The sequence below is a fragment of the Pradoshia sp. Z4_20 genome, assembly GCF_058216035.1.
This window is the reverse complement of the sequence record NZ_JBZAJD010000003.1, coordinates 216,442-230,236: the sequence shown is the minus strand read 5'-3', so window position 1 is coordinate 230,236 and position 13,795 is coordinate 216,442. Positions and strand designations below refer to the sequence as shown.

Sequence of the window (13,795 nt, the reverse complement as noted above, 5' to 3'; positions counted from 1 at the left end):
TGATTATCCCTATAGATTTAAGTGAATTTATAGGATAACAGTTAGCAGATTTTAAAATAAAAAAATATATGTACATATTTTCCAGTAGGGGTTAAACTATATTCAGAATATTTTAATCTTTCAATCAAATCACCGTTTCATATCTTTATCTATAAGAAAAATAGGGGGCATGTGTAATGAAAAAGAAGAAACTAGCTGGTATTATTCTTTCATTATCATTAGGTATGGGTGTTTTGGCCGGCTGCGGTGGAGAGAAATCAGGCGGCGGAGAAAAAGGAGATACGATTAAAATTGGAGCCAACCTTGAGTTAACTGGCGGTGGGGCATCCTATGGTCAATCCATTGTGGAAGGGATGGATCTGGCACTTGAAGAAATAAACAAAGAAGGTGTCGGTGGCAAAAAACTGAAAATAGTAAAATATGATAACAAGTCAGATGCAGCAGAAGCAACGACCGGAGCAATCAAGCTTGCCAGCCAGGATAAGGTGGATGTCATGATTGGTGCGGCGACAAGTACAAATACATTGGCGCAGGTCCAGGTTGCCAATGATAACAAAGTTCCATTAATTACACCTACAGGGACGAACGAAACGATTACTTCGAAGGATGGCAAGGTTAATGAATATGTTTTTAGAACGTGTTTCATTGATCCGTTCCAGGGAACAGTTGCAGCGAATTTTGCTCAGCAGGAATTAGATGCAAAAACAGCTGCTATCTATATTGATAGCTCCAGTGACTATTCCAAGGGGCTAGCTGCAGCATTTAAAGATGCATTTACAAAAGCAGGCGGTCAAATTGTAGCAGAAGAAGCATTCCTGCAAAAAGATACCGATTTCCAATCAACATTGACAAGAATCAAAAAAGCAAATCCGGACTTTGTTTTTGTTCCAGCATTCTATGAAGAAGTTGGATTAATTTTAAAACAAGCACGTGAGTCAGGAATTGAAGTTCCAGTTATGGGAGGAGACGGTTGGGATTCTCCTAAGTTACTAGAAATTGCCGGTAAGGAAGCACTGAATAATACCTTTATCACGAACCATTATTCTGCTGGAGATCCGGACAAAAAAATCCAGGATTTTGTATCGGCATTTAAAAAGAAATATAAAGATAAATCACCGGACGCCTTTGCAGCACTTGGTTATGACACAGCCTACTTCATTGCAGATTCGATAAAACGCGCAGGAGATGACGCAACACCGGAAAAAATTAAAGATGCACTTGCTGAAACAAAAGATTTACAGCTTGTATCGGGGAATTTAACGATGGATAAAAATCATAATCCGGTTAAATCTGCGGCCATTTTAAAATATGAAAATGGTAAGCAAGTTTTTGAAACAAAGGTAAATCCATAAGAATGAGGAATAGGAAGCTTTGTTAAAAAGCTTCCTATTTTTGAAATAATGACCGAGGGGAGTCTTAGGTTATGGAATTTATTCAGCAACTTGTAAATGGGATATCACTTGGCAGTATTTACGCGTTAATAGCGCTCGGTTATACGATGGTGTATGGAATTGTAAAATTGATTAATTTTGCACATGGCGATGTATTTATGGTTGGAGCCTTCATCGGCTTTTATGCGATTACGTTTATGGAATTATCTTTTTTTCCCGCACTGCTTCTTGCCATGGTTGCCTGTGCTATCTTTGGAGTTTTGATTGAACGGATTGCGTACAAGCCTCTGCGTAATGCGACTCGTATTGCGGCACTCATTACGGCCATTGGGGTTTCCTTATTAATCGAAAACGGGATGATCCAAATCAGGGGAGCGCAGCCTGAAGCATATCCAAATAATGTTCTGCCAGCAGATTCAATAGATATCTTTGGTGTTACGATAAAAAGTCAATCGCTGATGATTTTGGGTGTTTCACTCTTCTTGATGATCGTTCTGCAATTTGTTGTTCATAAAACTAAAATTGGCCGGGCGATGCGTGCAGTTTCATTTGATGCAGATGCTGCTAAATTAATGGGAATCAGCGTAAACAATACAATTTCTGCTACGTTCGCAATCGGATCAGCACTTGCGGGAGCAGCGGGTGTTATATTTGGGACCTACTATACAAAAATAGAGCCATTAATGGGAGTAATGCCGGGACTTAAGGCTTTCGTCGCCGCGGTCCTTGGAGGGATTGGCATTATTCCAGGTGCCATGGTAGGCGGTCTGTTGCTTGGTGTAGTAGAGGGGTTGGTAAGTGCCTCCGGTTTATCCTTATGGAGGGATGCAGCTGCATTTGTTGTCCTCATCTTGATATTAATTTTTATGCCGCAGGGCTTGTTCGGAAAAAACAGAAGAGAAAAAGTGTAAGGGAGACATGGCGATGGCAATTCTTAAGAAGGTTAAAGGTTTTTGGCTCTCTATTTTACTCTCATTCGTCTTGTTTATCGTGGTACAGGTTCTTATTTCAGGCGGATATTTAAATGCTTTTAATACTAATCTTATTGTGACAATTGGAATTAATATTATTCTGGCAGTTAGTTTGCATCTAATTATTGGAATTACGGGCCAGTTCTCGATTGGACATGCTGGCTTTCTGGCAATTGGGGCATATGCTTCTGCTGTCATGTCTATGATGCTAGAGGTCTCATTCTTATCTGCCTTATTAATGGGAGGGATTGCAGCGGCCTTGGTAGGCATGCTTATCGGGATCCCGAGCTTGCGTTTAAAGGGAGATTATTTGGCGATTGCCACTCTTGGGTTTGGAGAAATAGTTCGTATTGTTTTTCTTAATATGGACTCCGTTGGTGGGGCAAGAGGGATGATGGTCACGCAAATGACAACCTGGCCTTGGGTTTTTGCCTGCTTACTAGTGACCATTATCGTCATTCGGAATTTCACTAATTCTACTCACGGTCGTGCTTGTATATCTGTGAGGGAAGATGAAACAGCAGCTGATTCCATGGGTATTAACACAACCTATTATAAGGTGGCTGCCTTTGTCATTGGTGCCTTTTTTGCTGGGATTGCCGGTGGGTTATATGCTCATAACTTTTATATTATTAATCCGTCAACCTTTGGTTTCCTTCGGTCGTTTGATATTTTAATATTCGTCGTGCTTGGGGGATTGGGCAGTATGTCAGGTTCTGTGATTGCAGCAATTCTCCTTACATTAATTTCTTCCTTCCTATCAGATTATTCTGATACGCGGATGATTCTTTACAGTATTATCCTAATTGTGACAATGCTGTACAGACCGCAGGGATTGATGGGTACAAAAGAAATTACCTCATTTTTCAAAAGGAAGACAAAAGGAGGCATGAAGGATGCAAACCACCAAACCACTGCTTAAGGTTGACCAAATTGGAATTCATTTCGGAGGGTTAAAGGCTGTAGCAGATGTATCTATGGAGCTGTATCCCGGTGAACTGTGCGGCTTAATAGGACCGAATGGAGCAGGGAAAACCACCTTTTTCAACCTTTTAACTGGTGTGTACGTACCATCAGAAGGAACCATTCATTTAAACGACGATAAGCTTAACAAATTACCGCCTTATAAAATTACAAGAAAGGGAATTAGCAGGACATTCCAAAATATTCGCTTGTTTGGAGATTTATCTGTCATAGATAATGTCAAAGTTGCTTATCATTCACAGGCTAAACATTCTATGCTCAGTTCAATTATACGAATGCCTAATCATTTTTCGGGAGAATTGGAAATGGACCAAAAGGCTGTAGATTTCCTGAAAATATTTAATCTGGATTCTTATCGTGATGAAAAGGCCAAGAATCTTCCATATGGAATGCAACGCAGACTTGAAATAGCCAGAGCCCTAGCAACGGGTCCGCGGTTACTGCTGCTGGATGAACCGGCAGCGGGTATGAATCCGAAGGAAACAAGTCAGCTGATGGAGTTAATCAGCTTAATACGTGAAAAATTTGATTTAACTGTACTTTTGATTGAGCATGATATGCAGCTTGTGATGGGGGTATGTGAACGTATTTATGTACTTGATCATGGACAATTAATCGCACACGGTACACCGGATGAAGTCCGCAATAATCCTAAGGTTATAGAGGCTTATCTTGGCGAGGAGGTTTCCTGATGCTGAAGGTTGAAGATATTAACGTTTACTATGGAAATATTCAGGCATTAAAAGGTGTCTCTTTTCATATTGACGAAGGGGAAATTGTTACCTTAATCGGTGCAAATGGGGCTGGAAAAAGTACACTACTTAAAACTGTTTCAGGTTTACTTAAACCGAAGCAGGGTCAAATCATGTATCAGGGTAAATCCATAGGTGGAAAAGCAGCTCAAGTGATTGTAAAGCAGGGAATCTCACATGTACCAGAAGGACGGCGGGTTTTTGCCAATATGACAGTGGAAGAAAATTTACAGCTTGGTGCTTATTTACGTAGGGATCGAGCTGGGATTAAAGAGGATATGGAGAAGGTATTTGATCTTTTTCCAAGGATGAACGAACGTCTTAAACAGCCGGCAGGAACATTGTCAGGTGGAGAACAACAAATGCTCGCAATGGGAAGGGCATTAATGGCTAAGCCCAAATTGCTTTTACTCGATGAACCTTCCATGGGATTGGCTCCACTACTGGTTAAAACAATTTTCCGCATAATTGAAGAAATAAATAATGCGGGAACAACTATTCTTTTAGTTGAACAAAATGCTAATTTGGCACTATCGATTGCCAACCGTGCCTATGTAGTGGAGACCGGCAAAATCGTCCTCTCGGGTTCGGCAGATGAGTTAACCTCAAGTGAAAAAGTAAAGATGGCCTATCTTGGCGGACATTAAAGGTGAATCACTCCTCTGTAAACTTTTACAGGGGAGTTTTAGTTTTGTGTGGGTTACAGGAACGAGAGGATTGGATTAATTAGCCTAACATGTTATCGATCGGGTTACTCGTTAAGCAATTGAGTCAGGCTTCATCCTAATAATTAATCAGATAATTGTAAAAAAATACACATCTATTCCACATTGTGAACAGGAATGTAATCTGTTATATTAGAATAACAATTAGATAGTACCTTATCATTCCGATGGGGTAGAGGCGCAGGATTCAAGAGTAAGCTATGTGAGGATGACAACAGAGAGCATAGCCGAAAGGGGAAACTGCCGAAGCAAGTTGATTAGTCAGAAATGAATTTGCTGGGGTTGTTTTAAATAAAAGCAACACTGTCATTATAAGAGGTTCTTATAATGAGGAGCTACAGGTCGTGATGGAGAAAGAAAAGCTGATACAGGGCTGCGGTAGATATTTCTCTATTGCAGCCCTTCTTTATTTTCTTTTGCATAAAAGGTAAGAGCGCAAGGGTCAGCACTCACGACGAGTTCCCCTTATTTATTTGGAGGAGGAAAAAAGGAATGGAGTCGACAGTTTATACGCTTATTCCCCCACTATTGGCAATTCTAATGGTGGCTATAACAAGGAAGGTTTTGCTTTCACTTGGTGTGGGGATTGTAGCATCAGCTTTAATGCTTGCTGATTTTAATATTGGTGAGACATGTGTCCTTATATGGGAAGCAGTAAAAGGAATCTTTATATCAGATGGATCACTCAATGTATCCAATATATATATTATTTTATTTTTGCTCATCCTTGGCATCATTACGGCTTTCATTTCAATTTCCGGTGGGAGCCGTGCTTTTGGTGAATGGGCGATGAAGCATGTTAAAACAAGAGTTGGGGCTCAGCTGGTAGCTGCCTTGCTTGGAATACTCATCTTTATTGATGATTATTTTAATGCTCTGGCGGTTGGTCAAGTATCACGTCCGATTACAGATAGACATCAAATACCGAGAGCGAAGCTTGCCTATTTGATTGATTCTACCTCAGCTCCCATCTGTGTAATCATGCCAGTATCCAGTTGGGGGGCTTATATTATTGCACTGATTGGAGGAATTTTCATCACTCATGGGGTGACAGAATACAGTTCCTTATCAGCGTTCATTCAAATGATTCCAATGAATTTTTATGCGATTGCGGCGTTGGCAATGGTGTTCATTGTGATCTATCGAAATTGGAATATTGGTTCGATGAAAGTACATGAGGATAGAGCGGTAAAAGAAGGTATTCTTTATAATCCATCCAAGACAGTTCCAGGTGAATTAAAAGAAGATTTACCGAGAAGTACAACTGGAAGGGTTGGAGATTTGGTAATCCCCATTGTAACTCTTATTGTAGGTACAGTGGCTGCGATGCTTTGGACAGGTTATCAGGCAGTTTCTGGACATGCAACACTTCTCACCATTTTTGAAAATACTAATGTCACTAAATCATTGGTTCTGGGTGGTACAATCGGAATTATTGTAACGTTTATTATGTTTTTACGACAAGTTTTTATTTTGCATGGAATTTCTTTAAAGGTTTTCACAGTAGGAGTAAAACACGGAATCGGCTCCATGCTGCCAGCGGTTTATATTTTATTATTTGCCTGGACAATCGTTGATTTAATCGGCAGGCTTGGAACGGGCCAGTATTTGGCTGGACTTGTACAGGATTTAAACTTAAATGTATCCTTTCTGCCATTACTTTTATTTTTAATAGCCGGATTGATGACATTTGCTACGGGTACCTCATGGGGATCATTTGGTATACTGCTCCCGATTGCAGGAGAAATCACGGCAGCAACAGATATTTCGATGATATTGCCGGCAATGGCGGCTGTATTGGCTGGTGCGGTATTTGGTGACCATTGCTCACCGATTTCTGATACAACCATTCTTTCTTCTACTGGTGCCTGTGCGAATCATATTGATCACGTGATGACGCAAATCCCATATGCTTTAATCAGTGCGGGTATAGCTATGGTAGGGTATATTGTCCTTGGATTTACAGGAAGTACGCCGATGGGATTGATCACGGTCGTTATCTTGCTGGCATCTTTTGTATGGGTATCTAAGCCCAAAAAGCAGGAGCAATTAGAAAACAGTATTATTCATTAATAGATAGGATGGCTGGATACCGGCCATCCTTTTCTTTTTGTCTCTTTAACTAATAATGTGATGTTTGAACCATAAAATGCTCTACTTAAATTTTTGTTGAAAAGGGTTAAAATTGTATTTCTCCTGTTATAAGACCTATATAAATAATTGCAATAAAAATGGCTAATATGGAAAGGGATATTTTATAAAATAAAGAAATAGATTTCAGACGTTTTTTTAACTTATCAGAAAGATGTAAAGTAAGGATTAGTATAGAAATTCCAATTATTATTGCTAGTAAATCCGTGTAAGTAAATGGCTTACTAATATAACTGTCTAAATAAAAATTAGTCAGGATAATCATGCCAATTAGTAGACATTGTATACCTAAATATTTAATAAGGTTCATTTCTATACTCTCTTCTTTGTAAAAAATTAGCTAAGATAAAAAATTGAAAAAGCTCCCATGATAATTGTGGGTTTCCCCCTTTCACTATCATGTAAAGAATTGATTTATTTTATCCGCACAAATTTCCTAATAGTAGTAATGATTATTCCGCATATCAAGGCAACGGCGATGAAGGTAATTAGAAAAAACAAAGGAGAACCAACTGTTCCAAAAGCCACTTCACTTTGTAGCATTTTTACATTTTCCCATTCATCTTTAATATCGGGTTTATAAGTCTTTATAGTTATATAGCCTACGATTAGGGATCCACCAATATAGATTATATGAATCACAAATGAAACAACCAATGATTGAATAATAGTTTTCATTTAAACACACCCTTAAGCACCTTGTATTTCCATTATAATCCATGTTGGTTATTTCAGTAAATAGGACATGTATAAAGTCTGGATAGAGTCTGAAAAACCCATCTGAAGTGTTTAATACATGAATAAAACGGATAAATATTATTATATTTATATAATAATTTACTATTCGGAGAGTTTTATAACTTTTAGGATAAATTTTATCAGGAGGGTGAGGAATCGTGAGAAGCAGTATTCCATTTAGGTCATTGGTATCTATTATCATGCCAAGCTATAATTCAAAGGTTTTTATTCGTCAAACCATAGAATCAGTTAAAAAACAAACCTATGAAAACTGGGAATTAATTATTGTTGATGATGCTTCGACTGACAATAGCAAGGATATGATAAAAGAGTATCTAATGGATGATTCCAGAATTAAATTAATTACCCTGCAGGAAAATGTCGGTCCGGGCAAAGCCAGAAACATGGCTATTCAGGCAGCCAAAGGACATTATATTGCCTTTCTAAACAGCAAAGATTTATGGGCACCGAATAAATTGGAAAAGCAGCTTGAATTCATGGAAGCGCATAACTTGGCATTTAGTTACACTGATTATCAGTTTATTGATGAGGAGAACCAAGCATATGAACCTGTTATTGAGATGCCGGTTCATCTTACATATCAAGATTTGTTAAGAGATACAACAGCTATTGGCTGCTCGACTGTCATGATTGATAAATATAAGGTTGGGAAAATTCAATTAGTACATAACCGAGATATTCCTGAAGACTTCGCCCTTTGGCTTTCTATATTGAAAAGAGGATTTAAAGCGAAGAGACTAAAAAATGTCTATGTTTATCTTAGAAAAAGCAATGATGTTTTGGAAAAAAACAATTACCAAACGGCATCAAGAATCTGGTCGTTATATCGCCAAGTAGAGAAATTAGGTGTTTTTGAATCTGCTTTCTGTTTTGTAAATTATGCAAAACACGAGGCGAAAAGAAATCGAAGCTTAAAAGAATAAGGGAAAAGTGACGCCTACTAAATAAGGGCGTCACTTTTTAAGTAAATAAAAAAATGCGATTTTTGTCGAAAAAAGGTTGAAATCAGGTGAACTTTCTGCTAGTATAATATTTATCTTCTTTGCGGGTGTAGTTTAGTGGTAAAACCTCAGCCTTCCAAGCTGATGATGAGGGTTCGATTCCCTTCACCCGCTCTTGAATTGTTAACAACGCAGTGTTTCGTAACTTAGGAGTACGAAGCATTGCGTTTTTTATATTTTGATAGTATTGCATTCTTGGCTCAGTAGATGGATGGCAGATTCCCCTCCATGGACTTGAATGAACATCTTGGATATCGCGCCCATCATTTGCTGTGCTTGTTCAATGGTGATTTCGGGATAAAAATAAATGATATGCAGTGCATCTGAAGTATGGTCATCCACACTTGTGCGTACAGAATCAACATACGGGCTACCAAAAGGGCCTATTTGATCAAAAGAACCTATAATACCCTCCGATTTATTTACACGGCCATTTAATCCCTCATAGGTATCCTCAGCAACACCAATTCGAAATTCTACATCACCTTTCACAGCTGATAAATCATATATTCCTAATGGACAAGTATATTGCAGGGAGAAAAAATTATTGAGAGCAATCGCTGAGTTGCCTGACGGCGTGTATGCTTCTTTTTTGACGCGTCTAAGTAAGGATTCTACTGAGGGACGGTAACGAGATGGATCACTTCCAGTTTGTTTAAATACTTTCCTCCATGATACAATCCCTTCGTATGCATTCAAGGATTTACTCTCTAGTTCAGTATGTAAATGTTCAATATAGAGCTGAAGGCGTCCTACTAGCATCGGGGGAATGGCATCAGCAACAATTCCTTGATAGCGGATAATACCGATTTTTACATCGCCGGCCTTTGCGAATAGCTGGCGATCTACATGAATTTGCATAAATTTACACCTCCAAAATGATTGGATATAGTTTACCATACATATAAAAGTTATTCATTTTCCAGAGAAAGGAGAGGCTAAGATGGATTTTCAAATACTCAAAGATGAGCTTATCGAATATAGCAAGACAATAGGGATTGATCAAATTGGATTTACATCAGCTGATCCTTTCCAGGTTTTAAAGAAACGACTGATTGATCAACAGAACCTCAATTTTGCATCGGGTTTTGAAGAGCCAGATTTAGATAAGAGGACTAATCCAAGAAGGCTAATGCCAGAAGCACAATCTATTATAGCTATTGCTGTAGCTTATCCATCTAAACTCAAAGATGCACCTAAAAGTAAAGTGGGGGATAGACGTGGCATTTTTAGCCGCTCTTCTTGGGGGCAAGATTATCACTATGTGGTGAAAGATCGCCTGAAGAAGCTTGAAGCTTTTATTTTAGAGCGCATGCCGAATTCCTATTTATCCTCTATGGTAGATACAGGTGAGCTGGTTGATCGGGCCGTAGCAGAGCGGGCTGGTATAGGCTGGAGCGGCAAAAATTGTTCGATTTTAAACGAAGAATTTGGTTCATATATGTACCTTGGCGAAATGATTACAAGCATTCCATTTCCTCCGGATACTCCAATGGAGGATTTGTGCGGAACATGTACAAAATGTTTGGATGCCTGTCCAACCGGTGCGTTGGTTCAAGGAGGACAGATTAATGCAAAGAGATGTATATCCTTTCTGACTCAAACGAAGGATATGATTCCTTATGAATTCAGAGATAAAATGGGTAACAGAGTATATGGATGTGATTCCTGTCAGACATCATGTCCTTATAATCGCCGTATAGATTTTCATAATCACCCTGAATGTGAGTCTGATCCTGAGTTGGCAAAACCTCAGCTGGTCTCCCTTTTAAGCTTGAGCAACAGCCAGTTTAAAGAGAAGTTTGGCAGTGTTTCAGGTTCTTGGCGTGGGAAGATGCCCATTCAAAGAAATGCGATTATCGCATTGGCACATTTTAAGGATTCAGAAAGTGTTGCTTCAATTAAAGAATTGCTGCAAAAGGATCCTAGGCCTGTTATCAGAGGTACAGCAGCATGGGCGCTTGGAAAAATAGGTACCGAGGAAGCAATGGCTGTATTAAAGGATTGTTTAAAAGAAGAGACCGAACAGATGGTAGTGGCTGAAATAAATAATGCCTTAGAACGTCTTATGTTACCGGAGTAGCTTTTTACTCCGGTTTTTTGTATGTATTTTAGTCATTCATCATACTTTTTAGAGAAGGAGTGGATGAATGGATGAAAGAGAAACTGCAAAAACTGGTCGAGGAGAGGATACAAAAACTCAAAGAGAATACATCCTCAAATAAGACAGATAATATGGAAACCTTATTGAAGAAGCAGGAAGGCATGCGTAAACGCAATGGAGAAATAGTGAAGGTCATGGCAAAAGGGCATGTGAAAAAAATCAAGGAGCGGGAAGATGTCGTCGATGCTATATATGAGACTCATTGGAAGCTTGTAATGAAGCAAGGGACACAATTTTACATGGAAGAACATGTGGAGCTTCGTAAAGCTTCCTTTAAAGAAACTAAACTCTTGATAGATCAGAAATTAAATGTTAAGCCTCAAATAATGGAACAAGACCTCCTGAGGAGTTTAGATCTTACTTCCTCGCGTGCCAAGATTGCCTATAATCGGTTAAAGGCGGTTCAATACGCCGAGAGATGGTGGAATTCCTTTAATCCCACCTATCCACAATTCACCGATGATTGTACGAATTTTATATCTCAATGTTTATATGCCGGTGGTATACCGATGTGGGGTAAACCTAATCGTTCAAAGGGGTGGTGGATAGAAGGAAAAAGCAATTGGAGCTTTAGTTGGACAGTGGCACATGCTTTTATGCTCATGTTAAAGGCAGCTTCTTGGACGAAGGAAGTAAAGAATCCTTCCCAATTAATGATTGGAGATATTATTTGTTATGATTTTGAAGGGGATGGCAGGTTTAATCATAATACGATTGTGACCGGAAAGGATGAATATGGCTACCCTTTGGTGAATGCTCATACAACGAACAGCCGTATGAGATACTGGAATTATGAAGATTCTACTGCCTATACGCCTAATATCCAATATAAATATTTTCATATAATAACGAATTAGGTCTTCCATTTTTGGAAAAAGAGAAATAGTGTTATAATGAAGGCTGCTTATACTAACCAGAGGTGAGGAAAAGTGTCTTTACATATTGTTTTATACCAACCATTAATCCCGGCAAATACGGGGAATATTGCCCGTACATGTGCAGCTACAGATACAACCCTGCATTTAATCCGTCCTTTGGGCTTTTCCACTGACGATAAAGCTTTAAAGCGTGCCGGCCTTGATTATTGGGAGCATGTAACTATTATTTATTATGATTCAATTGAAGATTTTTTTGAAAAGAACAGTGGTGGGGAGTTCTTTTATATCACAAAATTCGCGAAGAATTATCATAGTGATATCTCATATGAAGATACCAATAAAGATTACTACTTTATCTTCGGCCGAGAAACGACAGGTCTGCCAAAGCATTTATTAGAGGAACATCCTGAAAGAGGATTGCGTTTACCTATGAATGATACTCATGTTCGTTCGCTTAATTTATCGAATACAGCAGCAATTGTTATCTATGAAGCTTTACGCCAACAAAATTATATTCATTTGACATAACTTCTCTTTCTAGAGAAGTTTTTGTTTTATAAAGAGTTAAACAAAATTTTAGATAACACTTCTATAATTTGTTATATTTGTACTACGTTATAAAGGAGCTGAGTCCAGTGAATGAAACGATTAACCTATTAAATAATCACCGATCGATTCGTAAATTTAAAGAAAAATCTCTCTCAAGGGAGCAGGTTGAAACAATTATAAGTGCAGCCCAGTCTGCATCCACATCGAGTTTTGTTCAAGCTTATTCAATCATTGGGGTCAGTGATCAAAGTAAGAAGACACAATTAGCGGAGCTGGCAGGTGGACAATCGTATGTTGAACACAATGGATATTTTCTAATGTTTTGCGCCGATTATCATCGCCATAAGTTGGCTGCTGATATGGAAGGTATGAATATGGATCACAATCTGGAAAGCATGGAAACATTCATGATTGCGTTAATTGATACAGCCTTGGCTGCACAAAATGCTGCTATTGCAGCTGAGTCTATGGATCTTGGTATTTGTTACATCGGTGGTATACGGAACAATATCGAAAAGGTATCTGAGCTTTTAAAATTGCCTGATCGTGTTATTCCACTCTTTGGAATGGCTATTGGCTATCCAGATCATGAATCTGATCTTAAACCGCGCTTACCGCTGAAAGCAGTCTTTCATGAGAATGAATACGAGGACAAGCAAGCAGAACTCGAAGAATACAACGAAATTATCTCTGCTTACTATAATGAGCGTACAAACGGATTGAGAAAAGATAGATGGACAGAGCAAGTCGTTGGTATGTTAACTAGTAAACAACGTGAATTTATGATGGATTTTGTTAAATCTAAACACTTTGCGCTCAAATAAATAAAAACACAAAATACCCCTCACTTTTATCTCAAAGTGAAGGGTATTTTGTGTTTTGTTGCTATGGGACGTGATTAGTTTAGTCTTTGTTCCTTAATGCAGTCGTTTCAGCTTTTTAGTTAATCTAGCTTCGACGGCTAGAAGCTCAGGACATAAGCATGGTCTCTGCAGGAGGAAGAACACCTCCTTCCGAGCCCCTGTCTTATGCTCCTCGCGGGCCTACACGATGTAGGTCATGAAGACGTTGCCACAGGACGTGGCGTATTTAGTCTTCGTTCCTTAATATAGCCGTCTTAGCTTTTTAGTTAATCTAGCTTCAACTCCTAGTCCCTCGAGTCATAAGGATAGCCACTGCGGGAGGGAAAACCGCCTCCCTACGTGCCTATCCTTATGCTTGTCAGGCCTGACCAGTCGTCTCAGCTTTTTAGTTAATCTAGCTTCAGGGCCTAGCCGCTCGAGACATAAGTGTGGCTGCTACGGGAGATAAAAGCGCTCTCCCTACGCACCTCATCTTATGCTTGTCGCGGCTGATCAAGGCCCTTCAGCTTTTTAGTTAGTTTTATCATTGTAGCCGCCGGTGAAGATGGCTGCGAGGAATGCTAGGGATACGGCAATAATAATGGCAAGTTTCATTGGATGATCCTCC

At 39.1% G+C, this 13,795-nt stretch carries 13 protein-coding genes, 1 tRNA gene and 1 riboswitch; of the genes, 12 read left to right on the top strand and 2 right to left on the bottom strand.

The genetic code is table 11. The features are described 5' to 3' along the window. The first annotated feature begins 176 nt into the window (after positions 1 to 176). From AC4BHP_RS11210 to AC4BHP_RS11185, 6 genes are all read left to right on the top strand, one after another. A complete protein-coding gene (locus AC4BHP_RS11210; protein WP_490552291.1) occupies positions 177 to 1,352 on the top strand; it encodes an ABC transporter substrate-binding protein in 1,176 nt (391 codons plus the stop codon). A 71-nt stretch (positions 1,353 to 1,423) separates the two neighbouring features. After that, positions 1,424 to 2,302: a branched-chain amino acid ABC transporter permease gene (locus tag AC4BHP_RS11205; protein ID WP_066102795.1), complete on the top strand. Its 879-nt coding sequence runs from the start codon at positions 1,424 to 1,426 to the stop codon at positions 2,300 to 2,302. A gap of 13 nt (positions 2,303 to 2,315) precedes the next feature. Further along, positions 2,316 to 3,284, top strand: a complete 969-nt coding sequence (locus AC4BHP_RS11200; RefSeq protein ID WP_066102793.1) for a branched-chain amino acid ABC transporter permease — start codon at positions 2,316 to 2,318, stop codon at positions 3,282 to 3,284. Then, positions 3,259 to 4,038, top strand: coding sequence for an ABC transporter ATP-binding protein (locus tag AC4BHP_RS11195; RefSeq protein WP_066102791.1), 780 nt, complete (start codon positions 3,259 to 3,261; stop codon positions 4,036 to 4,038). Before AC4BHP_RS11200 ends, AC4BHP_RS11195 begins: the two co-directional genes overlap by 26 nt. After that, positions 4,038 to 4,745: an ABC transporter ATP-binding protein gene (locus tag AC4BHP_RS11190; protein WP_066102789.1), complete on the top strand. Its 708-nt coding sequence runs from the start codon at positions 4,038 to 4,040 to the stop codon at positions 4,743 to 4,745. Before AC4BHP_RS11195 ends, AC4BHP_RS11190 begins: the two co-directional genes overlap by 1 nt. Before the next feature lie 243 nt (positions 4,746 to 4,988). Continuing rightward, a riboswitch (Lysine riboswitch) is annotated at positions 4,989 to 5,169 on the top strand. A gap of 146 nt (positions 5,170 to 5,315) precedes the next feature. Beyond that, complete coding sequence (locus tag AC4BHP_RS11185) at positions 5,316 to 6,896, top strand: Na+/H+ antiporter NhaC family protein (protein ID WP_490552287.1); 1,581 nt, start codon at positions 5,316 to 5,318, stop codon at positions 6,894 to 6,896. A 492-nt stretch (positions 6,897 to 7,388) separates the two neighbouring features. Here the strand turns inward: AC4BHP_RS11185 and AC4BHP_RS11180 are convergent, their stop codons facing one another. Then, positions 7,389 to 7,652 (bottom strand): hypothetical protein, encoded by a 264-nt coding sequence (locus AC4BHP_RS11180; protein ID WP_066102780.1) that lies wholly within the window; start codon positions 7,650 to 7,652, stop codon positions 7,389 to 7,391. A 218-nt stretch (positions 7,653 to 7,870) separates the two neighbouring features. Between AC4BHP_RS11180 and AC4BHP_RS11175 the strand changes: the two genes are divergently transcribed. Continuing rightward, positions 7,871 to 8,656 (top strand): glycosyltransferase family 2 protein, encoded by a 786-nt coding sequence (locus tag AC4BHP_RS11175; protein ID WP_077247997.1) that lies wholly within the window; start codon positions 7,871 to 7,873, stop codon positions 8,654 to 8,656. A 121-nt stretch (positions 8,657 to 8,777) separates the two neighbouring features. After that, positions 8,778 to 8,848: transfer RNA gene (locus AC4BHP_RS11170), tRNA-Gly, on the top strand. Between the two features lie 57 nt (positions 8,849 to 8,905). Here the strand turns inward: AC4BHP_RS11170 and AC4BHP_RS11165 are convergent. Further along, on the bottom strand, positions 8,906 to 9,595 hold the full coding sequence (locus tag AC4BHP_RS11165; protein WP_140462311.1) for a B3/B4 domain-containing protein: 690 nt from the start codon (positions 9,593 to 9,595) through the stop codon (positions 8,906 to 8,908). Positions 9,596 to 9,677: 82 nt separating this feature from the next. On the opposite strand from AC4BHP_RS11165, the gene queG reads away from it, so the two are divergent. The 4 genes from queG (at position 9,678) to nfsA (ending at position 13,149) form a co-directional block, all read left to right on the top strand. Beyond that, positions 9,678 to 10,817, top strand: coding sequence for a tRNA epoxyqueuosine(34) reductase QueG (gene queG / locus AC4BHP_RS11160; RefSeq protein WP_490552282.1), 1,140 nt, complete (start codon positions 9,678 to 9,680; stop codon positions 10,815 to 10,817). A 71-nt stretch (positions 10,818 to 10,888) separates the two neighbouring features. Continuing rightward, positions 10,889 to 11,755: an amidase domain-containing protein gene (locus AC4BHP_RS11155; protein ID WP_066102773.1), complete on the top strand. Its 867-nt coding sequence runs from the start codon at positions 10,889 to 10,891 to the stop codon at positions 11,753 to 11,755. A gap of 72 nt (positions 11,756 to 11,827) precedes the next feature. Next, entirely contained in the window at positions 11,828 to 12,304 is a 477-nt protein-coding gene (gene trmL, locus AC4BHP_RS11150) for a tRNA (uridine(34)/cytosine(34)/5-carboxymethylaminomethyluridine(34)-2'-O)-methyltransferase TrmL (RefSeq protein WP_066102772.1), read from the top strand. Between the two features lie 107 nt (positions 12,305 to 12,411). Further along, complete coding sequence (gene nfsA, locus AC4BHP_RS11145; protein ID WP_066102767.1) at positions 12,412 to 13,149, top strand: oxygen-insensitive NADPH nitroreductase; 738 nt, start codon at positions 12,412 to 12,414, stop codon at positions 13,147 to 13,149. Positions 13,150 to 13,795 lie beyond the last annotated feature (646 nt).